The following is a 20,756-nucleotide window of genomic DNA, read 5'->3' on the forward strand; positions in this document are numbered from 1 at the left end:
GGCACGGACCACCCGTGGGCCGGCCGCGGATCGGCGCACGGGCCTCCCGGACCCGACGGTCCGGGAGGCCCCGCCGCGTCAGCACCCCGTCGCGTCCGCACCCCGCCCCGGCCGTCCCTCGTCAGGTCGCACCCGTCCCCGGAGCGGGCGTCAGCTCATTCCCCGTCCACGGACAGGACGCGCGTGATGCTCTCGGAGGCCTTGCGGGCCTCCGTCGCCGGGTCGGCTCCGCCGAGGATCTTCGTCATGGACTTCTTGATCGGGTTGTCCGCCTCGACGGCGGCCCACTGCGGCGAGGACGGGGTCGCCCGGCCCTGCGCGGCCCCCGCCGCCATGGCGGCCACGCCCGGTTCGCCGGACACGGCGCCGGCGAGCTTGGACTTGTTGGGGACGTAGTTCATCGTCCTGGCCAGTTCCTTCTGCCACTTGGCGCCCGCGAGCGCCGCGATGACGGCGGTGGCACCGGTGCGGTCGTCGGTGTTCTCGGGCACGACGAGGTCGGAGCCACCGGTGAAGACCGCGCCGGGCTTCTCGGCGGTCTTGCCGGGAACGGGGAAGAAGCCCAACTTGCCCTTCAGGTCGGGGTTCGTGCGCTCGATGGCCTGGACGAGTCCGGGCACGGCCACGATCTGCGCCACCCGCCCCTTCGCGAACACCCCGGACTGCGGCGGGTGTTCCTCGTCGGCGTCCACCGGTCCGTCACCGAGCGCCTGGAGGCGCCGGTAGAATTCGATGCCGCGCAGCGCGGCCGGCGTATCGAGCGTGCCCGTCCAGCTGCCGGAGCGCGACTCCTCGGCGAGGTCGCCGCCCTCGTCCCAGATGAACCCGGAGAGGGTGTACCAGTCCTGGCCGGCCAGGTAGATGCCCTGGTTCCCGGCGGTGTTGAGGCGTTCGGTGTCGGTGAGCCACTGCTCGCGGGTCTTGGGCGGCTGCTCGACGCCGGCGGCCCGGAACAGGTCCTTGCGGTAGATGACGACACGGTTGGCGGCGTACCAGGGGACGCCGAACTGGCGGGTGCCGAACCGGCCGGGCTCGGCGAGGCCGGGCAGCCAGTCGTTCACGCCCCAGTCGCGCATCGATTCCAGGGTCAGGTCACTGAGCCCGCCGGCGTCGACGTACTGCGCCACCTGGGTGTTGCCGACCTCGATGACGTCGGGCGCGTCGGCGTCACTCTGCTTCAGGGCCGCCTGGACCTTGTCGCCGATCCCGGTCCACTCCTGGATGCGGATGTCGAGCCGGATGTCGCCGTGCCTGCTCTCGAAGTCCTCGGTGAAGCGCTTGAGGAAATCCTTGGAGGCGCTGTCCTTCATCAGCCACACCGTGACGGTGTGTCGTGACGTGCCGCTTCCCGGCAAGGAGCCGCACGCGGTGAGCAGGGAGGCGCTGACGCAGGCGACGGCGAGGAGGCGACGTTTCACGAGGGGTCCAGTTCTGTCTTGCGGACAGGGGGGAGGGGCCCGGCGTGGGGGGACGAGCTTGGGGTGCTCGTACGGGTGTGTGGATTTTGGTATGGACCAATGAGGTCCGTCAAGGGCCCACCGTCACCCGGGGCGGCCCGCCGTCTCGCGCAGCGTCACCGGGTGGGGCACCGTGGAATGACGCGTGGCACCACCGCCACGGCGGAGAGGAGCACCCGCATGTCCGACCACACCTACCGGGTCACCGAGATCGTCGGGACCTCGCACGAAGGCATCGACCAGGCGATCCGCAACGGCGTCACCCGCGCCTCGCAGACCCTGCGCAACCTCGACTGGTTCGAGGTCACGCAGGTCAGGGGCCAGATCGAGAACGGGCGGGTCGAGCACTACCAGGTCGGCCTGAAGCTCGGATTCCGGCTGGAGGACGCGGACTGACGCGTCGCCGGGACTCCGCACGGCCCGTCTCCGGGTCAGGTGCGCCCCTCCCCCTCCTGCGCGTCCCGCAGCGCCGGTGACGCGTCGGCCCAGCGCGCCCGTACGACCCTGAAGCCGGCCCGTTCCGCGTCCTCGCAGACGAGTTCGTCGTCGTCGACGAGGACGCGGATCTCCCGGTCCCGCGCGAGTCGGCGCAGGATCTCCAGTTTGGTACGGCGGGCGGGCCTGCGGTCGTCGTTGCGCCGCATCCAGATACGCCCCTCGGGCAGACCCTGGGCGGCCAGCCAGGCCACCGTGTCCCGGCGGCACCGCTCCGGACGGCCGGTCAGGTAGACGACCTCGCACTCGCGCGCGCTGCTCAGCGCCAGCGCGACCCCCTCGGCGAGCGGTGGATCCTGGGCCGCCGCCGCGAAGAACGCGTCCCAGTCCCGCGGGGAGCGCTCCAGGAACCGCTGGCGGTGCGCGGTGTCCGCGAGGGTGCCGTCCAGGTCGAACACGGCGAGTGGCGGTCTGCTGCTCTGCTCCTTCACAGCGACCAGCCTAGGGACTGTCCCGGCACGCCACGCGCCCGGCGCGACGACCGAGCCCCCCGGGACGGAGCCGGCTTCAGGAGGCGTCGGCCAGCCAGGGCCGGACCTGCCTGCGCGCCTCGTGGAGGCGGGACTTGAGCGTGCCGAGCGGAATGCCGACGCGCTCCGCGACCTCCGCGTATTCCAGCTGGCAGATGTCGCGGTACACCAACGGCGCCACCAGGTGCGGGTGTTCGCGCTCCAGCCGGTCCAGCGCCTCCAGCAGGTCGACCCGCGAGCCGGCGATGACGCTCGTGGTCCGGGGATCGACGTGCTGGGCGGCGTCGATCTCCTCGGGCCGCTCGGCGGCCCGGCGCTTCAACTCGCGGTACTTCTGCCGGGCACAGTTGGAGACCACCGTGTGGAGCCAGGTGCTGAAGCGGCTGCGGCCCTCGAACGTGGTGATCTTCCGGGACACCTGGAGGAGCACGTCCTGGGCCGCCTCCTCGGCGTCCTCGCGGCAGGGCAGAAAGCGTCCGCAGCGCCGCACGACCTCGGGCCGGACCTGCTGGAGCAGCACGTCGAGGGCCGCCCGGTCACCGGCGGCCGCCCGCAGCGCGAGTTCCTCGGTCCCCGCCGCGTCCTGCACTGGATGCTCCCCTCGGAGTCGATCAGAGGCCAGGCATGATAGTCGCATGCACTCCCTGGAACGGATCGGCCGCTACCGTCTGGACCGGCGCCTGGGCGCCGGCGGTTTCGGCGTGGTCTGGCTCGCCCACGACGACGACCTCGACGCCACCGTGGCCCTGAAAGTGCTGTCCGACAACTGGGTGGACCGGCTGGATGTCCGGGAGAGATTCCTCGCCGAGGCACGCCTGCTGCGCAAGGCCGACTCCAACCGGGTCGTGCAGGTCTACGACATCGGTGAACTCCCCGACGGCAGGCCCTACTTCGTCATGGAGTACGCGGACGGGGGCACCCTCGCCGACCGGCTGGCGGACGGACCGCTGCCCGTCGCCCGGGCCCTGCGGCTGACCGCGCTGGCGGCGCGCGGGGCGGCGGCCCTGCACGAGGCCGGCATCGTGCACCGCGACATCAAGCCGTCCAACGTCCTGCTGCGCACCGCCCCCGGCGGCTCCGACCGGGTGCTGCTGGCCGACCTCGGGCTGGCGAAGAGCCTCGCCCAGGCCTCCGGGCTCACCATGGCGGCGGGCTCCGCGGGCTACACCCCGCCCGAACAGGCCCAGCCCGGTTCCGGGATCGACGCACGGGCCGACGTGTACAGCCTGGGGGCCCTCGGCTACCACCTGGTCACCGGTTCGGTGCCGGGCCCGCCGGGGAAGGTGGAGCGGCCGGACCGGCTCCGCGCCGACGTCCCGGCGGACGTGCGGCGGGCACTGCTGCGCGCCATGGAACCCGACCGGGAGCGGCGCTGGCCCACCGCGGCGGAGTTCGCCGCGGAACTCGACCGGCTGGCCGACGAGGTGGCGGCCGCGGACACCTCCCGACGGACCCGGCCCCGCCGTCGCATCGCGCTCCTGGCGCTGACCGGTGTCGTCGTGGCCGGCGCGGTCGGCGCCGGCGCCGTCCTGCTGACGCGGGATCCCGGGCCGGGGACCGTCCGGGTCGCGGACCGTACGGGCCGGGTCTCCGCACAGGTACCGGCGTCGTGGGGCGGCCAGGTGCGCGACTCGGGCTGGAATCCGCGGACGCTGGGTCTGCGGGACGGCACGGAACCCGGGCTCGCCGTCGCGAACCACCTCACCCGCTGGCAGGACCTCGGCGCGGGCGGTGTCGACGGCGCCTTCGTCGGACTGAGCGAGCACGGCGACGTGACCACCGAGGTCCGCGGCCTCGCGCACACCGGCTGCCACTACGCCGGCAGCCGCCCCTACGCCGGCCCCCGCTGGCACGGGCTGATACGGACCTGGGACGACTGCCGGGGCGACGCCGGGTCCCTCACCGAGGCGGCGCTCACCCCGGCGGGCGGAGCGGCGCAGCCCCAGGTGTACGTGCAGATCCGGCAGGAGAGCGGCGACCGGAAGGCGGTCGACGGTGTGATCGGCTCCGTACGGGTGACGGCCTGACCGGCGTCGGACGGCACCGTTCGGCCGCCCTCGGGAAATTCGTCGGCCGATCCCGCGAACTTTTCGCTCCGCAGGTGCATCGGAGAAGGGTGACGGGGCACAACGCGCCGTGCGTACGGGCGAGAGGCCCGTACGAAGAGAGACCAAGGAGTGGTGACATGTCGACCTTCCGGCGCGCGGTGGCGGACACGGACCGGCCCGACGCGGTGTCCGCACGCCGCCTTTCCCCCGCCGCCCGGCGGGCCGCGCTGCTCGCCGGTGTGGCGCTGCTGAGCGTGCTCACCGCCTGCGGCAACGACACCCCGAGCGGTTCCCCGAAGAGCCTGTCCGGTACGGCCGAACCGGCGTCCGGGGACACCGGCACGAACACGGGCTCCGCGGGCTCGTCCGACCAGAGCGCGAGCTCCACCCCGGACAGCGGCACGGCGGGTACCCCGACCGATGCGGCCTCGGCCTCCGCCACCGCCTCCTCCGGCAACGCCTCCACCGCGAGCAGCCGGTGCCACACCTCCGAGCTGCGTGCCTCGGTCGGCGGCAACGACCCGGGGGCCGGGCAGGAGAACTTCCCGATCGTGCTGACCAACCGGTCCGGGCGCACCTGCACGGTGCGCGGCTACCCGGGCGCGGCGTTCGTCGACGCGTCCGGCAAGCAGCTCGGCCCGGACCCGCAGCGGTCCACGGACTCGGTGACGACCGTGAAGCTGGCCCCCGGACAGAGCGCGTGGGCGGGGCTGTCCTTCTCCAACCCGGAGATCAGCGGCGCCCACACGGCGACCCCGGCCTCGCTGGTGGTCACACCGCCCGACGAGAAGGACTCCCTGACGGTGAAGTGGACGCAGGGCAAGGTCCCGGTGTCCGGCAACTCCTCGTCGGTCCGCCTCACGGTGGTGCGGGTCGGCAGCGGCGCCTGACCGCCGCCTCGCCTCGGGCCCGCCTCGGGCCACGGTGCCCCGGGTCCCGTCAGTTCCCCGGCCCCGAGGTGGCGGACGTGGGCGCCGGCTCCACGGAGGCCCCCCAGTTGACGAGTTGCGTCCGGGGCGAGGGCGAGGCGGTGTCCAGTGTCCAGCGCTGAACCGGATCGTCGTCGTCGCGGGTCTTGAGGACGAGCGCCGACTCCCCTTCGACGGCCGCGGGCACGAGGACCAGGTCCTTGTTCCAGCGCGCCACCAGCCTGCCCTGGGCGGTGAGGTCGTAGCGGACGTTCTTCGCGCCCCGTTCCGACGCGCCCGCGCAGGGGGCCAGTCGGACCGAGTAGCTCAGCTGGGAGTCGAGACAGAGACCGGGCTCGGCGGCGTCGCGCAGCAGTCCGTCACGGCCGTACGACCAGGTGCGTACCGACTCGTCGTCGCAGGAGGTGAGCCGGGTCTCCACGCCGGCCGCGGCCTGTGCGCCGACGATGCCGACGCAGAGCCCGGTCGTGGTGTTGCGCAGGAGGGCGCCCGAGGCGCCGTCCGCCCGGCCGCCCGCGCCCGTCCAGGACGGTGTCGAGCCGGTGTGCGGGCGCGGTGCCCCCGAGGAACCGCTGCCGTCGGCCTTTCCGCTCGGCTCGTCGGAGCCCGCACCGGCGGCCCAGAGAACCAGCGGAACCAGGATCAGCGCGCCCACCGTCAGCACGGCGAGCGTCACGTTCCGGCGGCTCGGGGCGCGCCGGGCCCCCTTGTGCGGCGTGGCCCCGCGGGACGGCTTCGCGCGGGTGCCGGAGGGCGACCTGCCCCGGCGGGACGGGCGCTCCCTTACGGGCCGCGCCGGTGCGCGCCGACGGGACCGGGGGCCGGCGGAGCGCGACGGCGACGGGTCGCCGGGCTCGGCGCGGACCGTCGCGGGGCGGACGGGCGCGGCCTGCGGCGGGAAGGGCGGGGGCGGGGGTGCTCCGGGCGGGAGCGTCACGTCGGCCCGGGGATGGAACTCGACGATGGGGTCGGCTCCGTGGGGCGGCGTCTCCCGGCCGGGACCGGTAGCCGGCGCGCCCGACGTGGGCCCGTACCGGCCCGCCGGGTCCTCGGCGTCCCGGCCGGTCCCCGGTGCGTCCGCGGCGGGGGCGGCGGGGGCTCGCGTCCGGCGTGACGCCGCGTACGGGACGGCGCCCCAGCCGAGGACCGCCTCGGCGAGCGGGACGGCGAGCGAGCCGTTGAACTGGTTCAACTGGTCGGCCGCGTACCGGCAGTGGCCGCACCGGTTCATGTGCAGGCGCAGGTCGGGATCGAGGTCGGCGCCGCCGCGCCGCAGGGAGACGTCCAGCATGCGGTGGTAGCCGCGGCACTCTCCCTCGGGGGCGAGTTCGCGGTGGACCTCCAGGCAGCTCTCGCGCAGCCGCTCGCGGGCGCGCCGGAGTTCCGCGGGGGCGTCCGCCACGGGCAACCCGAGCAGGGCCGCCGGGACGGCCAGCCGCTCGCCCTCGGTCTCGCCGTGCCACAGCAGGCAGCGGGCCGCTTCCGGCAGTCGCTGGAAGGCCCGGGCCAGCAGCCGTCTGCCCTCGGGCGGAAGCAGCGGGTCGGTCTGCGGGTCGGTGCGGTCCACGTCGGCAAGGAGGTCGGGCGAGAGCAGTTCGCGCCGCTCGTCCGCGAGCCACTCGCCGGCCATCCGCCGCACGGTGACGAGCAGTTGGGGACGCCATGCGGCAGTGGGGCCGCCCTGGTGCAGGGAATCGCCGAACAGGCGCGTGAAGGAGGCGGTGGTGAGCATTCCGGCCGGGCCCACGCCGTCCGTGCACAGCCGCGCATAGGCGAAGACCGATTCCCAGTGCCGGTCGAGCAGTTCTCCGACGGGCCGGGTCGCGGGCGTCCCGCCCGGACTCTGCCTCAACTCGGCGGCGAGCCGTGCGTCCGGGACGACCTCGGGCAGCCGGCCCCGGTCGGGAGAAGGGGGCGGCACTGAGTCATTCACGTCCGCATTTCCTTCCGAGACAACGCGTCACCAAGTTCCCGCTCACACAAATGCGGACCCTCCGGCGAGGCCGGACGATCCGCCCTGGAGAGGGGCCGCGCCGCGAACGACCACCTCGGGCGGCCCTGGGGCGAGGGGGAACGGGCGCGCCGTACGCGCGCAGAGGCAGGCGAATATTGTCCGCACGCCGACAAGCCCCACCTTTGCACAGGCCGGGGACCCGGAACAAGTGAACCCGGAATTCTCCTAATGGCGCGCGCGGCCGGGATATTGACCAAATGTCAGCCCGGCCCGCGCGAAATGCAATTCGGAATCCCGCGGGCCCGCGAATCGCCCCGGTCTCACCACAATGGGAGCGCTCTCACGCGCTCGTTCGAGCGCGCGTCATTCCCGACGACGGCCGCGGCGGAGCGCCGGATCAGTGGCCGCTGATCTCCCGCGGGGCGTAGGGCTGTTCGAGCTGCTCGGTCTCCTTGTCGGTGAGTTCCACGTCCAGGGCGGCGACCGCGTCGTCGATGTGCGACGGTTTGGTCGCTCCGACGATGGGCGCGGTGACGGTGCTCCGGCCGAGCAGCCAGGCGAGCGCGACCCGGGCGCGCGGCACCCCGCGGTCCGCGGCGATGCGTGCGACGGCGTCCACGATCTCGCGGTCGCCCCCCTGGTACAGCTTCCTGCCGAAGTCGTCGTTGCGGCTGCGTTCGGTGGCGGTGTCCCCGTCACGGGTCAGGCGGCCGCGGGCGAGCGGGCTCCACGGCAGGACCCCGACGCCCTGGTCGGCGCAGAGCGGCAGCATCTCGCGCTCCTCCTCGCGGTACAGGAGGTTGTAGTGGTTCTGCATGGAGACGAACTTCGTCCAGCCGTGCAGGGCGGCGGTGTACTGCATCTTGGAGAACTCCCAGGCGTACATCGAACTCGCCCCGATGTAACGGGCCTTGCCCGCCTTCACCACGTCGTGCAGGGCTTCCATCGTCTCCTCGACGGGGGTCGCGTGGTCGAAGCGGTGGATCTGGTAGAGGTCGACGTGGTCGGTGCCGAGGCGGCGCAGACTGTTGTCGATCTCGGTCATGATCGCCTTGCGGGACAGGCCACGGCCGTTGGGTCCTTCGTGCATCGCGCCGTTCACCTTGCTGGCGAGGACGATCTCGTCGCGGCGCGCGTACTCGGCGAGCGCCCGGCCGACGATCTCCTCGCTGGTGCCGTCCGAGTAGACGTTCGCGGTGTCGAAGAAGGTGACCCCGGCCTCCAGCGCCCGGCGGATCAACGGCCGTGAGGCCTCCTCGTCCAGAGTCCACGCGTGCGTGCCGCGATCGGGGAGACCGAAACTCATGCAGCCCAGGCAGATCCGGGACACGTCCAGACCCGTCGAACCGAGCTTCACGTACTGCATGCTCATTCCTGCTTTCACTGGCGGTGGGGTGGGGAGAGCCGAGGACTGTTCCCTGCCCGCCGAAGGCGCACCGCAGGCCTACTCGACGGGCCCTTCCACGTCGTCGTACATCCGGGCCGACAGGATCAGCCCGTCGCCGCCCCGCGTGCAGACCGCGAGCCCCGGCTGCGGCGGCAGGTCGGCGTCGCCCCAGCGGTCGCAGATGTACTCGAAGGCGCTGCGGGTGCCGTCCTCGGTCACGGTGCACAGTTTGAGCGGGATTCCGCCGCCGGCGGCGAAGAGGGCGTCGTACAGCTCGGTCAGTTCCTCGGGCCCGGCGTGGCGGTACGTCTCCTCGGAGGGCCCCCGGAAGGTGCCGTCCGGCCCGAACGCGGCGACGACGGCCGCGGTGTCGCCCGCGTCGAGGGCCGCCGTGTAGGCGCCCACGACGTCGGAGGCGTGGACCGCGGGGTCGGGTTCGAGCATCGGACGGCGCACGACGTGCCGGCCGAGCAGGGGCCAACGGGAGTGGTGGATGCGTACGGGGAGTTTGGAGGCGGGGTCGACGGCGACCGCCACGGGCACTCCGGCGCGCTCGCCGTCGGGACCCTCCAGGTGCACGATCCACTCGCCCACGGCCCGCCGCGCGCCGATCGTGGTGGCGACCTCCTCGATGTCGACCTTGTGCTCGGCCCGCCAGGTGTCCTGCACCCCCAGCCAGGCGGCCAGCACGGCCACACCGCTGATCCGGCCCGCCTCCGGGTCGTCGAGGGCCACGGGTACGGTGGCCGACGCGGGGTCGCGCAGCGCGTCGGCGAGGTCGGCGGCGCCGATCCGGTCGACGAGATCGGCGATCTGCGGGATCCAGACCATGGGGACTCCTGGCGGTGCCGAGTGGTCGTGCGGTGGTCGAGCGGTGATCGTCCCCGCGGTCGTCCTCGATCGTGGGGCCGGTCGTCTTCGATCGTGGGCCCGTACGGCCCGGGGCGCGACCTCAGCGCGTGGAATCGGTGGCCCGCCCGGGGTGGGCCCCCGTACGCGGGCCGTCTTTCGACCCAGCGCCATGTCCGAATACCGCCGGACGTGGCGCCGGACGAGGCGCACTGTTGAGGGTGCACACAGCTTGGGACCTGGGAAAGGAACCGGACCGATGACGCTCTACACGACGATGGACAGCCCGCTCGGCCCGCTGCTGCTGGTGGGCCGGGAGTCCCCGACGGCCAAGGGCGGGACCGCGCTCGCCGCGCTGTCGCTCCCCGGCCAGAAGAACGGCGCGGTCGTCCAGGACGGCTGGCGCGAGGACCCGGACGCCTTCCGGGAGATCGGCTCACAGCTCCGTTCGTACTTCGAGGGCGGGCTGACCTCGTTCGACATCGAGTACGTGCCCGGTGGCACCGACTTCCGGCAGCGCGTCTGGAAGGCCCTGGAGGACATCCCGTACGGCACCACGCTCAGCTACGGGGAGATCGCCGCGCGGATCGGCGCGTCCCGGGCCGCCGTCCGGGCCGTCGGTACGGCGATCGGCGCGAACCCCCTGCTGGTGGTCCGCCCCTGCCATCGGGTGATCGGCGCGAACGGGGCGCTCACCGGATACGCGGCGGGGCTGGAGCGCAAGCGGCTGCTGCTGGACCTGGAGAACGTGCCGGTGTGATCCGCGGCTCCCGGGGCCGCCTTGCCCGGCCCGGGAGCCGGGGCGGATCATGGACGGCGCCGGGAACCGGCGGAACGACGCCGGAACGACGGGTGACGAGCGACCGGAGCGGCCATGCGCAGCGAGCGACACCACGACTCCCCCTCGGCGGCGGAGCCGCCCGGCGACGAGGTGCGCTTCTCCGTGCTCGACCGCTCCCGAGTCCGCGAGGGACACGAACCGGCCGAGGCCCTGCGGGACAGCGTGCGTCTGGCCCGTGAACTGGAACGGCTGGGATACCACCGGTTCTGGGTCGCCGAGCATCACGGCGTCCCGGGTGTCGCCGGGTCCGCGCCGACCGTCCTGGCCGCCGCGGTCGCCGCCGCCACCCGCACCCTGCGGGTCGGCACCGGAGGCGTGATGCTCCCCAACCACCGGCCGCTGGTCGTCGCGGAACAGTTCGGGGTTCTGGAGTCGCTGTTCCCGGGGCGCATCGACATGGGCGTCGGGCGTTCCGTCGGCTTCACCGACGGGGTGCGCAAGGCGCTCGGCCGCGACAAGGACGCCGCCGGGTCCGAGGACTACTCGGCCCAGCTCGACGAACTCCTCGGCTGGTTCCGCGGCACCGCACCCACCGGGGTGCACGCCCGCCCCGCGGAGGGACTGACCGTCCCGCCGTTCGTGCTGGCCCTCGGCGAGGGCGCCGCCATCGCCGCCCGGGCCGGCCTCCCCCTGGTCATCGGGGACCTGCGGAACCGGGACAGGATGCGGCGCGGTATCGACGAGTACAGAGCGGCCTTCCGCCCCTCCGTATGGGCGGAGCGGCCCTATGTCGTGATCTCCGGCACGGTCGCCGTGGCCGCGAGCCCCGGGGAGGCCCGGCGGCTGCTGCTGCCGGAGGCCTGGTCGATGGCGCACGCCCGGACCCACGGCACGTTCCCGCCGCTGCCGCCCGCAGAGCGGGTCGAGACGCTCACGATGACGGGCAAGGAACGCGGCTTCTACGAGTCCGGTCTGACCGGCCACATCGCCGGCACCGAGGACCAGGTGGCCGACGAACTCCGTACGGTCCTGAAGGAGACCGGCGCCCAGGAGGTACTGGTCACCACGAGCACGTACGACCGGGCGGCCCTGCTGGACTCCTACCGCCGGCTGGCCCGGGTCGCGGGACTGGCCCCCGCCTAGAATCGTGGGGTTTGCCCGCCCACCCCGATCCACGCCCGTGCCGAAGGTCCTCAGGTCCCCGGTACCGGGCAGCTCCAGGAGTCCCGCCGATGCCCCTTCCCGACCGCAGCCCGCACGACCCGTACGTCCGCGTCCGCGGCGCCCGGGAGCACAACCTGCGGGGGGTGGACGTCGACATCCCGCGGGACGTGCTCGCGGTGTTCACCGGTGTGTCCGGGTCCGGGAAGTCGTCGCTCGCGTTCGGGACGGTGTACGCGGAGGCGCAGCGCCGGTACTTCGAGTCGGTGGCCCCGTACGCGCGGCGGCTGATCCACCAGGTCGGGGCACCCAAGGTCGGGGAGATCACGGGGCTGCCGCCCGCGGTGTCGCTCCAGCAGCGCAGGTCGGCGCCCACCTCCCGTTCGTCGGTGGGCACGGTCACCAACCTGTCGAACTCGCTGCGGATGCTGTTCTCCCGGGCCGGCGACTACCCGGCGGGCGCGGAGCGGCTCGACTCGGACGCCTTCTCACCGAACACGGCTGCCGGCGCCTGCCCCGAGTGCCATGGCCTGGGCCAAGTGCACCGGACGGGTGAGGAGTTGCTGGTCCCCGATCCGGCGCTGTCGATCCGCGAGGGCGCCATCGCGGCCTGGCCGGGTGCCTGGCAGGGCAAGAACCTGCGGGACGTCCTCGACGCCCTCGGGTACGACGTGGACCGGCCCTGGAGCGAACTGCCCGCCGCGGAACGGGAGTGGATCCTCTTCACCGACGAGCAGCCGGTCGTCACCGTGCATCCGGTGCGGGACGCGGAGCGCATCCAACGCCCTTACCAGGGCACGTACATGAGCGCCCGGCGCTACGTCCTGAAGACCTTCTCCGACACGAAGAGCCCCACGCTCCGGGCCAAGGCCGAGCGCTTCCTGGCCGCCGCGCCCTGTCCGGTGTGCGGGGGCAGGAGGCTGCGCGCCGAGTCGCTGGCGGTGACGGTCGCGGGGCGGACGATCGCCGACCTGGCCGCGTTGCCGCTGACCGAACTCGCGCGGTCCCTCACGGCCGAATCGGAGACCGCCCGGGTCCTGACCGAGGACCTCGTCTCCCGGATCGACCCGGTGGTCGAACTCGGCCTCGGCTACCTGAGCCTGGACCGGTCCACCCCGACCCTCTCGGCCGGTGAACTCCAACGGCTGCGCCTGGCCACACAGTTGCGGTCCGGTCTGTTCGGTGTGGTGTACGTGCTCGACGAGCCGTCCGCCGGTCTGCACCCGGCGGACACCGAGGCGCTGCTCACCGTGCTGGAGCGGCTGAAGGCCGCGGGCAACTCGGTGTTCGTCGTGGAGCACAACCTCGACGTCGTGCGGGGCGCGGACTGGCTGGTCGACGTGGGACCGCAGGCGGGTGAGCACGGCGGGCGCGTCCTGCACAGCGGCCCGCCGGCCGGGCTGGAGAACGTCGCGGAGTCGGCCACGGGCCGTTTCCTCTTCGACCGCTCCCCCGCCCCGGCCCGTACCGTGCGGGCCCCCCGCGGCCAGGTGAAGGTGGGACCCGTCACCCGGCACAATCTGCGGGACGTCACGGCCGAGTTCCCGCTCGGGGTGCTCACCGCCGTCACCGGCGTCTCCGGCTCGGGCAAGTCGACGCTGATCGGCGAGGTGACGGAGGAGCTGGCGGGTGTCGGCCGGCTCGTCGGCGTCGACCAGAGGCCCATCGGCCGGACACCCCGCTCCAACCTGGCCACGTACACCGGGCTGTTCGACGTCGTCCGCAAGGTGTTCGCCGCCACACCGGACGCTCGCGAACGGGGCTACGGCGTGGGGCGCTTCTCCTTCAACGTGGCCGGCGGCCGCTGCGAGACCTGCCAGGGCGAGGGCTTCGTCAGCGTGGAGCTGCTCTTCCTGCCCAGCACCTACGCTCCCTGCCCGGACTGCGGCGGCGCGCGCTACAACCCCGAGACCCTCGAAGTGACGTACCGGGGACGGAACATCGCACAGATCCTCGACCTCACCGTCGAGGCCGCGGCCGCGTTCTTCGCCGACACCGGCACCCCCGCCGTGTCGCGCAGCCTCGAAACCCTGCTCGACGTGGGACTCGGGTATCTGCGACTCGGGCAGCCCGCGACGGAGTTGTCGGGTGGTGAGGCACAACGCATCAAGCTGGCAAGCGAGTTGCAGCGGATGCGTCGGGGGCACACCTTCTACCTCCTCGACGAGCCGACGACGGGACTGCACCCCGCCGATGTCGAGGTGCTGATGCGGCAGTTGCACGGGCTGGTGGACGCGGGCCACACCGTGGTGGTCGTCGAACACGACATGGCCGTCGTGGCGGGCGCGGACTGGGTGATCGACCTGGGCCCGGGCGGAGGCGAGGAGGGCGGCCGGATCGTGTCCACCGGACCACCCACCCAGGTGGCCCACGCCCCGGACAGCAGAACGGCGCCGTACCTGGCCCGAGCGCTCGGGCAGGACGCCTAGGACACGCCGGGCACCGACTCCCCGCCCGGGGCACAACCCGGGCGAACGACGCGACGCCAACGGCCCTCGGACGGAGCCGGGTCGACTGTGTGCCCGCCCTCAGGGGTGGGTCCCGGGCGGTGATCCTGCGGCACGTGGGGTTCCCTGTGCCGCCGCGGCGAGCGTGCGCCGGTCCGGGTGGTCGTCGGGGGCGAGGGTGGGGCTCAGGTCGATCTCGGCCACGAGCCCGCGGGCCGACACCACCCGCCAGAGCGAGGTGAGCAGCGCGTCCTCGCCGACGAACGCGGGTGCCGTGCTGGCCGTGCCGTCGGCGAACCGGTAGCGCACGCGCACCGGCTGGACCGGTGTTCCGGCGTCCAGCGCGGCCTGGAAGACGGCCCTGCGGTAGCGGCCCTGGGCGCGGCCGCACCACGTGCTGCCCTCGGGGAACACGACGACCGCGGCGCCACCGCGCAGGACCCCGGCGATCCGCTCCACCGTGCCCGGCAGCGCGCGCAGCCGGTCGCGGTCGATGAAGAGGGTGCCGCCCCGTGCCGCGACCGCGCCCACGACGGGCCAGCCGCGCACCTCGGTCTTGGCCAGCATCCGGGCCGGGCGGACGGCGGCGAGCAGCGGGATGTCGAGCCACGAGATGTGGTTGGCCACGATCAGCAGCCCGCCGGTGGGAGGAGCGGCCCCGGTGATCCGTGTACGGACTCCGGCCGCGCGCACCACGGCGAGGCACCAGTGGCGGATCCACCGGTCGCGCCGGGCCGCCCGCAGACGGCCGACGAGCGGGGTCAGGAGCACCCCCACGAGGACCACCGACAGGAGTGCGCCGAGCCGCAGGGCGGACCGCGGGACGCCGGTCCAGGGCCGTGCGGACTCCACGCAGCCGCGCGGGGAGCAGGGCGCGCCGGGCAGCCAGGCGCTGCCCGCCGGAGCGGGCCGGCGCCCGACCGCCCGCCGGGGCGCGGGGACGCCGTCGAGCCCGAAGGCCGGCGCGGCGGCACCCTGCCCCTCGGCGGGGCGGAACGGCCCGGCGCCGGGCAGCCGCGGCGACGGGACGCGGGGCGCGGCGACGCGCGACACCACGGTGCCCGGCGTACGGGTGCGGGACACGACCCTGCCGGTCGTCGCGGTCGCCGGCGTCGTCACGCCGGGCGGCTCGGTCGCGGACGTCGTCACCGTGTGCGGCGGGACGGCGGGCCGCGGCGACCCGCCGCCACGGGAGCCGGGCGCCGCGGCGTGCTCAGCGGTGCCCGGCTCCGTCGTGCGGCCGGCCGGCACGGCGGGCGTCGCGGTCGTGCGGGGTGTGCTCATCACGCGGGGACGAGGGAGAGGAAGTGGCGGAGGTAGCGCGGGTTGACCCGGCGCATCGACAGCAGGACGTACAGGTCGGCGACCCCGAAGTCCGCGTCGAGAGCGGGCTCGCCGCACACCCAGGCGCCGAGGCGCAGATAGCCGCGCAGCAGCGGGGGCAGTTCGGTGCGGGCGGGCCGGGCGACGCCCTCGGGGTTCCAGGGCCGCAGCGGGCGGATCCGGAACTCCTCGGGGGCGAGGTGCTTGTGCCGCACCCGGTCCCAGGTGCCGGCGGCGAGGGTGCCGCCGTCGGCGAGCGGGACGGAGCAGCAGCCCGCGAGCCACTCGTGGCCGCCCTCGACCATGTAGCGCGCTATGCCGGCCCAGATCAGGCCGATGACGGCGCCGTCGCGGTGGTCGGGGTGGACGCAGGAGCGCCCGACCTCGACGAGGCCGGGGCGGATCGCGGCCAGCGGTCCGAGGTCGAACTCGCTCTCGGAGTAGAGGCGTCCGGCGATCGCGGCGCGCTCGGGAGGCAGCAGCCGGTAGGTGCCGACGACCTGCCCGGTCACCGTGTCGCGGACCAGCAGGTGGTCGCAGTACGCGTCGAAGGCGTCGATGTCGAGGCCGGGCTGCGGGGTGTTCAGGAGAGCGCCCATCTCCCCGGCGAAGACGTCGTGGCGCAGCCGCTGCGCGGCCCGGACGTCGGCCTCGTCGCGGGCGAGGGTGACGGTGTAGCGGGTGGGGGTGACGGGCTGGGCGGGGCTGTCGAGGGTGGAAACGCCGGTCATGGCACTCTCCTGGTCACGGGCCGTTCGGCGGCGGGGTCCCCCGTTCTCGGGCGGAGCCGAGCGTTCGGGGGAGGCAGACCGGAATCCGTACGGCCTGCGCGCTCCTGTTCTTCCGATGCCGGTTGGCGTGCGCGTGACCTGTGCCAGGAGGGCGGATGTGAGGATGCTGAATGGCAGGGGTGCCGTCCGCGGCGGGCCGGGTGGCCCGGGAGAGCGAGACGGGACCGGGGTGTGAGCACCACCCCCGGTCCCGCCCGTCCGCACCCTACGGCGAACGACTGTGTGGCTAACGCCTGCCTGTCCTGCGGGTGGCCCGCAGCCACTCCTTGTTCATTCCGGTGATGGAGAACAGCGGGATGCCCTTGGGGCACGCGGTCGCGCACTCACCGGCGAGGGTGCAGCCGCCGAACCCCTCCTCGTCCATCTGCGCCACCATGTCGAGCACCCGGGTCTCCCTTTCGGGGGCGCCCTGCGGCAGCACGTTGAGGTGGTTGACCTTGGCGGAGGTGAACAGCATCGCGGCGCCGTTGGGGCAGGCGGCGACGCAGGCGCCGCAGCCGATGCACTCGGCGTGCTCGAAGGCGAAGTCGGCGTCGGGCTTGGGCACCGCCGTGGCGTGGGCCTCCGGTGCGGCACCGGTCGGGGCGGTGACGTAGCCGCCGGCCTGGATGATGCGGTCGAAGGCGGACCGGTCGACCACGAGGTCCTTCACGACGGGGAACGCGGCGGCCCGCCAGGGCTCGATGTCGATGGTGTCGCCGTCCCGGAAGGACCGCATGTGGAGCTGACAGGTGGTGGTGCGCTCGGGTCCGTGCGCGTCGCCGTTGATGACGAGGCTGCACGCCCCGCAGATGCCCTCGCGGCAGTCGTGGTCGAAGGCGACGGGGTCGTCGCCGGTGAGGATGAGTTCCTCGTTGAGGGTGTCGAGCATCTCCAGGAAGGACATGTCGGCCGAGATGCCGTCCACCTCGTACGTGGACATCGCTCCGTCGGCGTCGGCGTTCTTCTGCCGCCAGACGCGCAGGGTGAGCTTCATGCGTAGCTCCGCTGGGTGGGGTGGACGTACTCGAAGACGAGGTCTTCCTTGTGCAGGACCGGCGGGGTGCCGGTGTCGGTGAACTCCCAGGCGGCGGCGTAGGAGAACTCCTCGTCCCTGCGGGCCGCTTCGCCGTCCGGGGTCTGGGACTCCTCGCGGAAGTGGCCGCCGCAGGACTCGGCGCGGTGCAGTGCGTCGAGGCACATCAGCTCGGCGAGTTCCAGGTAGTCGACGATCCGGTTGGCCTTCTCCAGCGACTGGTTGAACTCCTCACCGACGCCGGGGACCTTGATGCGCCGCCAGAACTCCTCACGGATCTGCGGGATGCGTTCCAGGGCCTTGCGCAGTCCCGTCTCGGTACGGGCCATACCGCAGAACTCCCACATGAGTTCGCCGAGTTCACGGTGGAAGGAGTCGGGGGTGCGGTCGCCGTCGACGGCCAGCAGGAGCCGCAGCCGGTCCTCGGTGTCGGCCAGGACCTCCTGGACGGCGGGGTGTTCGTCGGTGACCGCCTCACGGTGGGGGTTGCGCGCGAGGTAGTCGTTGATCGTCGAGGGGAGGACGAAGTAGCCGTCGGCGAGCCCCTGCATCAGGGCGGAGGCGCCGAGGCGGTTGGCACCGTGGTCGGAGAAGTTGGCCTCGCCGATGGCGAACAGGCCCGGGACGGTGGTCTGAAGGTCGTAGTCGACCCACAGACCGCCCATCGTGTAGTGCACGGCGGGGTAGATCCGCATGGGCACGCTGTACGGGTCCTCGGCGGTGATCCGGGCGTACATGTCGAAGAGGTTGCCGTACTTCTCCTCGACCTGGGCCCGGCCCATCCGCGCGATGGCGTCGGCGAAGTCGAGGTAGACGCCCTGGCCGCCGGGGCCCACTCCCCTGCCCTCGTCGCACACGTTCTTCGCGGCGCGGGAGGCGATGTCGCGGGGCACGAGGTTGCCGAAGGCGGGGTAGATCCGCTCCAGGTAGTAGTCGCGCTCGTCCTCGGGGATCTCGTTGGGCGGCCGGGTGTCGCCGTGCGCCTTCGGCACCCAGATGCGGCCGTCGTTGCGCAGCGACTCGCTCATCAGTGTCAGCTTCGACTGGTGGTCGCCGGTGCGCGGGATGCAGGTGGGGTGGATCTGGGTGAAGCAGGGGTTGGCGAAGTACGCGCCGCGCCGGTGGGCCCGCCAGACGGCGGTGGCGTTGGAGTTCATGGCGTTCGTCGACAGGTAGAAGACGTTGCCGTAGCCGCCGCTGGCGAGGACGACGGCGTCCGCGTAGTACGTGTCGATCCGGCCGGTGATCAGGTCGCGCGCGACGATGCCGCGGGCCTTGCCGTCGACCACGATCAGGTCGAGCATCTCGGTCCGCGCGTGCATCTCGATGTTCCCGGCCGCGATCTGCCGGGACAGCGCCTGGTAGGCGCCGAGCAGGAGTTGCTGGCCGGTCTGGCCGCGGGCGTAGAAGGTGCGGGAGACCTGGACGCCGCCGAAGGAGCGGGTGTCGAGGAGGCCGCCGTACTCGCGCGCGAAGGGCACGCCCTGGGCGACGCACTGGTCGATGATCTCGACCGAGATCTGCGCCAGGCGGTGGACGTTGGACTCGCGGGCTCTGAAGTCGCCGCCCTTGACGGTGTCGTAGAAGAGCCGGTGGACGGAGTCGCCGTCGTTGCGGTAGTTCTTCGCCGCGTTGATGCCGCCCTGGGCGGCGATCGAGTGGGCGCGGCGCGGGGAGTCCTGGTAGCAGAACTGGACGACGTGGTAGCCCTGTTCGGCGAGGGTGGCGCCGGCGGAGCCGCCCGCGAGTCCGGTCCCGACGACGATCACGGTGTGTTTGCGGCGGTTGGCCGGGTTGACCAGCTTCGCCTCGAAACGGCGGGTGTCCCAGCGCTCGTTGACGGGCCCCTTCGGCGCCTGGGCGTCGGCGAGCGGCACACCGGTCGGGTAGTCGGCGTATGCGGTCATGTCAGCTCACCACTCCGGTCATGACACCGACGGGTACGGAGAGGAATCCCGCCGTGAGCACCAGCGCGAGGACGTTGGCGACGGTTTTGAGGGCGCGGTCGCGGCTGCGGCTGCCGGCGCCGAGGGTCTGTGCGGCGCTCCAGAAGCCGTGCCGGATGTGCAGGCCGAGCGCGAGCATGGCGACGATGTAGACGATGTCGCCGTACCAGGTGGAGAAGGTGTCCACGACGTTCTGGTACGGGTGGCCCTCCTGGAAGCCGCCGGAGTGCACGGTGCCGGTCGTCAGGTCGAGCAGGTGCCAGACGATGAAGAGGCCGAGGATGATTCCGCCCCAGCGCATGGTGCGGGTGGCGTAGCTCGTCCGGGGCTTGCGGTGGACGTACCGGTCGGGGCGGGCTCTGATGTCACGGCGGCTGAGCTGGTAGGCGGAGACCGCGTGCGCGACCACGGCGACGACCAGCACCACGCGGACGAGCCAGAGCGTCCACTCGTAGTGCATGACCGGTTCGCCGATCGTGCGCAGCCAGTGGGCGTAGTGGTTGAACTCGCCCGCGCCGAAGTAGATCTTGAGGTTCCCGATCATGTGGGCGACCAGGTAGAGCAGCATGATCAGGCCGCTGACGGCCATCACGGTCTTCTTGCCGACGGAGCTGTCCCACACGGTGCGCGCCATGGACGGCCGTCGGTCCGTCCGCGTTGCCAGAGCCATGGGTCAAGACGGTAGGCCGCACGGAACCGATCAGTCCAAGACATGGAACAGCTCGTTTCCATAGGCACGAGCTATCGTGAGGGCATGCAGTTCCAGCAGCTCCAGTACTTCGTGGCCGTCGCGGAGACCCGGCACTTCACCCGGGCCGCCGAGCTGATGCACGTCGCGCAGCCTTCCCTGTCGCAGCAGATCAAGTCGCTGGAGCGGGAGTTGGGCGCGGACCTGTTCCTGCGGGCGCGCGGCAACATCACGCTCACCGACGCGGGCGAGGCACTGCTGCCGCTGGCCCGGCGGATCCTCGCGGACGCGGACACGGCGCGGCACGAGGTGCAGGAGCTGGCCCAGCTGCGCGGCGGGCGGGTGCGGCTCGGTGCGACGCCGAGCCTGTGCACGGGGCTCCTGCCGGACGTGCTGCGCGCCTTCCACGACCGCTATCCCGGCATCAGCCTGCTGATCGAGGAGAGCGGCTCGCACGACCTCGTACGGGATCTGGCGCGGGGCGCTCTGGATCTCGCTCTGGTCGTGCTGCCGCTCCCGACGCCGTCCCCCGCGCTGACCACGGTCGAACTGCTGCGGGAGGACCTGGTGGTGGTGTCGTCGCCGGAGGCCCCGGCGCCGGGGCGGGGGGACGGTCGCCGGACGGTGCGCGTGGCCGATCTGGAGAGCGAGCGCCTGGTGATGTTCCGGCACGGCTACGACCTGCGCGACCTGACGGTCGCCGCCTGCCGCGCCGAGGGCTTCGAGCCGGACTTCGCGGTCGAGGGCGGCGAGATGGACGCCGTGCTGGGTTTCGTCCGGGCGGGCCTCGGCGTGGCCGTCGTGCCGCGGATGGTCGCCACCGGGTCCGGACGGGGACTGCGGGTGACGCCGCTGGCCAGGCCGGGGCTGCACCGGACGATCGCGCTGGCCCACCGCAGCGACGTGGCGCCGCCCCGGGCGGCGCGCGAACTCCAGCGGATGCTGCTGGAACGCTGACCGCTCCGGGTTGCGCCACGGGGTGCGCGCGCCCCGGGCCGCCGAGGAATCCGCGGAC

18 protein-coding genes are annotated in these 20,756 nt (G+C 73.1%); 7 read left to right on the plus strand and 11 right to left on the minus strand.

The features are described from left to right. Positions 1-155 precede the first annotated feature (155 nt). Positions 156-1,418 (minus strand): extracellular solute-binding protein, encoded by a 1,263-nt coding sequence (locus OG406_RS07135; RefSeq protein WP_164371225.1) that lies wholly within the window; start codon positions 1,416-1,418, stop codon positions 156-158. A 219-nt stretch (positions 1,419-1,637) separates the two neighbouring features. Here OG406_RS07135 and OG406_RS07140 point away from each other — a divergent pair, with 219 nt between their 5' ends. Next, positions 1,638-1,853, plus strand: coding sequence for a dodecin (locus tag OG406_RS07140; RefSeq protein WP_081220578.1), 216 nt, complete (start codon positions 1,638-1,640; stop codon positions 1,851-1,853). A 35-nt stretch (positions 1,854-1,888) separates the two neighbouring features. Here the strand turns inward: OG406_RS07140 and OG406_RS07145 are convergent, their stop codons facing one another. Together OG406_RS07145 and OG406_RS07150 are read right to left on the minus strand one after the other, a co-directional pair. After that, positions 1,889-2,383 (minus strand): phosphatase domain-containing protein, encoded by a 495-nt coding sequence (locus OG406_RS07145; protein ID WP_404122689.1) that lies wholly within the window; start codon positions 2,381-2,383, stop codon positions 1,889-1,891. Positions 2,384-2,459: 76 nt separating this feature from the next. Next, complete coding sequence (locus OG406_RS07150) at positions 2,460-3,011, minus strand: RNA polymerase sigma factor (protein ID WP_164371227.1); 552 nt, start codon at positions 3,009-3,011, stop codon at positions 2,460-2,462. A 46-nt stretch (positions 3,012-3,057) separates the two neighbouring features. Here OG406_RS07150 and OG406_RS07155 point away from each other — a divergent pair, with 46 nt between their 5' ends. After that, a complete protein-coding gene (locus tag OG406_RS07155) occupies positions 3,058-4,449 on the plus strand; it encodes a serine/threonine-protein kinase (RefSeq protein ID WP_329184776.1) in 1,392 nt (463 codons plus the stop codon). Between the two features lie 158 nt (positions 4,450-4,607). Further along, complete coding sequence (locus tag OG406_RS07160; RefSeq protein ID WP_164371229.1) at positions 4,608-5,360, plus strand: DUF4232 domain-containing protein; 753 nt, start codon at positions 4,608-4,610, stop codon at positions 5,358-5,360. A 49-nt stretch (positions 5,361-5,409) separates the two neighbouring features. Here the strand turns inward: OG406_RS07160 and OG406_RS07165 are convergent, their stop codons facing one another. The 3 genes from OG406_RS07165 to OG406_RS07175 all read right to left on the minus strand — a co-directional run bounded on the left by OG406_RS07165 (position 5,410) and on the right by OG406_RS07175 (position 9,571). Further along, entirely contained in the window at positions 5,410-7,332 is a 1,923-nt protein-coding gene (locus OG406_RS07165; RefSeq protein ID WP_329184777.1) for an RICIN domain-containing protein, read from the minus strand. A gap of 418 nt (positions 7,333-7,750) precedes the next feature. Further along, a complete protein-coding gene (locus tag OG406_RS07170; RefSeq protein ID WP_164370892.1) occupies positions 7,751-8,719 on the minus strand; it encodes an aldo/keto reductase in 969 nt (322 codons plus the stop codon). A gap of 78 nt (positions 8,720-8,797) precedes the next feature. After that, entirely contained in the window at positions 8,798-9,571 is a 774-nt protein-coding gene (locus OG406_RS07175; RefSeq protein WP_329184781.1) for a nuclear transport factor 2 family protein, read from the minus strand. 277 nt (positions 9,572-9,848) lie between these two features. On the opposite strand from OG406_RS07175, the gene OG406_RS07180 reads away from it, so the two are divergent. The 3 genes from OG406_RS07180 to OG406_RS07190 all read left to right on the plus strand — a co-directional run bounded on the left by OG406_RS07180 (position 9,849) and on the right by OG406_RS07190 (position 13,960). Further along, positions 9,849-10,349 carry a methylated-DNA--[protein]-cysteine S-methyltransferase gene (locus OG406_RS07180; protein WP_329184783.1) on the plus strand — a complete coding sequence of 167 codons (501 nt, stop codon included), beginning with the start codon at positions 9,849-9,851 and terminating at the stop codon, positions 10,347-10,349. Between the two features lie 114 nt (positions 10,350-10,463). Then, positions 10,464-11,513: an LLM class flavin-dependent oxidoreductase gene (locus OG406_RS07185; protein WP_329184785.1), complete on the plus strand. Its 1,050-nt coding sequence runs from the start codon at positions 10,464-10,466 to the stop codon at positions 11,511-11,513. Between the two features lie 89 nt (positions 11,514-11,602). Further along, positions 11,603-13,960 carry an excinuclease ABC subunit UvrA gene (locus OG406_RS07190; protein ID WP_329184787.1) on the plus strand — a complete coding sequence of 786 codons (2,358 nt, stop codon included), beginning with the start codon at positions 11,603-11,605 and terminating at the stop codon, positions 13,958-13,960. 99 nt (positions 13,961-14,059) lie between these two features. Here the strand turns inward: OG406_RS07190 and OG406_RS07195 are convergent, their stop codons facing one another. From OG406_RS07195 to OG406_RS07215, 5 genes are all read right to left on the minus strand, one after another. Next, entirely contained in the window at positions 14,060-15,262 is a 1,203-nt protein-coding gene (locus OG406_RS07195; protein WP_443067140.1) for a 1-acyl-sn-glycerol-3-phosphate acyltransferase, read from the minus strand. Then, entirely contained in the window at positions 15,262-16,032 is a 771-nt protein-coding gene (locus tag OG406_RS07200) for a GNAT family N-acetyltransferase (RefSeq protein WP_266617710.1), read from the minus strand. Before OG406_RS07200 ends, OG406_RS07195 begins: the two co-directional genes overlap by 1 nt. Before the next feature lie 286 nt (positions 16,033-16,318). Then, a complete protein-coding gene (locus OG406_RS07205; protein WP_164371265.1) occupies positions 16,319-17,068 on the minus strand; it encodes a succinate dehydrogenase/fumarate reductase iron-sulfur subunit in 750 nt (249 codons plus the stop codon). Beyond that, the gene (locus tag OG406_RS07210; protein ID WP_329184790.1) at positions 17,065-19,014 is read right to left on the minus strand and encodes a fumarate reductase/succinate dehydrogenase flavoprotein subunit; all 1,950 of its coding nucleotides are present in this window, start codon (positions 19,012-19,014) and stop codon (positions 17,065-17,067) included. The genes OG406_RS07205 and OG406_RS07210 overlap by 4 nt, the downstream gene beginning before the upstream one ends. A 1-nt stretch (position 19,015) precedes the next feature. After that, complete coding sequence (locus OG406_RS07215; RefSeq protein ID WP_329190686.1) at positions 19,016-19,687, minus strand: succinate dehydrogenase; 672 nt, start codon at positions 19,685-19,687, stop codon at positions 19,016-19,018. A gap of 120 nt (positions 19,688-19,807) precedes the next feature. Here OG406_RS07215 and OG406_RS07220 point away from each other — a divergent pair, with 120 nt between their 5' ends. Further along, positions 19,808-20,698, plus strand: a complete 891-nt coding sequence (locus OG406_RS07220) for a LysR family transcriptional regulator (protein ID WP_164371498.1) — start codon at positions 19,808-19,810, stop codon at positions 20,696-20,698. The last annotated feature ends 58 nt before the right edge of the window (positions 20,699-20,756 follow it).

The organism is Streptomyces sp. NBC_01428 (genome assembly GCF_036231965.1).
In the GTDB taxonomy this organism is placed as follows: Bacteria; Actinomycetota; Actinomycetes; order Streptomycetales; family Streptomycetaceae; genus Streptomyces.

What these genes read in the sequence shown, in the direction of transcription:
- OG406_RS07180 (WP_329184783.1), top strand. Translation starts at nt 9,849, where the DNA reads ATGACGCTCTACACGACGATGGACAGCCCGCTCGGCCCGCTGCTGCTG.
- OG406_RS07215 (WP_329190686.1), bottom strand. Translation starts at nt 19,687, where the DNA reads ATGGCGCGCACCGTGTGGGACAGCTCCGTCGGCAAGAAGACCGTGATG.
- OG406_RS07155 (WP_329184776.1), top strand. Translation starts at nt 3,058, where the DNA reads ATGCACTCCCTGGAACGGATCGGCCGCTACCGTCTGGACCGGCGCCTG.
- OG406_RS07210 (WP_329184790.1), bottom strand. Translation starts at nt 19,014, where the DNA reads ATGACCGCATACGCCGACTACCCGACCGGTGTGCCGCTCGCCGACGCC.
- OG406_RS07205 (WP_164371265.1), bottom strand. Translation starts at nt 17,068, where the DNA reads ATGAAGCTCACCCTGCGCGTCTGGCGGCAGAAGAACGCCGACGCCGAC.
- OG406_RS07160 (WP_164371229.1), top strand. Translation starts at nt 4,608, where the DNA reads ATGTCGACCTTCCGGCGCGCGGTGGCGGACACGGACCGGCCCGACGCG.
- OG406_RS07140 (WP_081220578.1), top strand. Translation starts at nt 1,638, where the DNA reads ATGTCCGACCACACCTACCGGGTCACCGAGATCGTCGGGACCTCGCAC.
- OG406_RS07220 (WP_164371498.1), top strand. Translation starts at nt 19,808, where the DNA reads ATGCAGTTCCAGCAGCTCCAGTACTTCGTGGCCGTCGCGGAGACCCGG.
- OG406_RS07190 (WP_329184787.1), top strand. Translation starts at nt 11,603, where the DNA reads ATGCCCCTTCCCGACCGCAGCCCGCACGACCCGTACGTCCGCGTCCGC.
- OG406_RS07175 (WP_329184781.1), bottom strand. Translation starts at nt 9,571, where the DNA reads ATGGTCTGGATCCCGCAGATCGCCGATCTCGTCGACCGGATCGGCGCC.
- OG406_RS07195 (WP_443067140.1), bottom strand. Translation starts at nt 15,262, where the DNA reads ATGAGCACACCCCGCACGACCGCGACGCCCGCCGTGCCGGCCGGCCGC.
- OG406_RS07170 (WP_164370892.1), bottom strand. Translation starts at nt 8,719, where the DNA reads ATGCAGTACGTGAAGCTCGGTTCGACGGGTCTGGACGTGTCCCGGATC.
- OG406_RS07200 (WP_266617710.1), bottom strand. Translation starts at nt 16,032, where the DNA reads ATGACCGGCGTTTCCACCCTCGACAGCCCCGCCCAGCCCGTCACCCCC.
- OG406_RS07185 (WP_329184785.1), top strand. Translation starts at nt 10,464, where the DNA reads ATGCGCAGCGAGCGACACCACGACTCCCCCTCGGCGGCGGAGCCGCCC.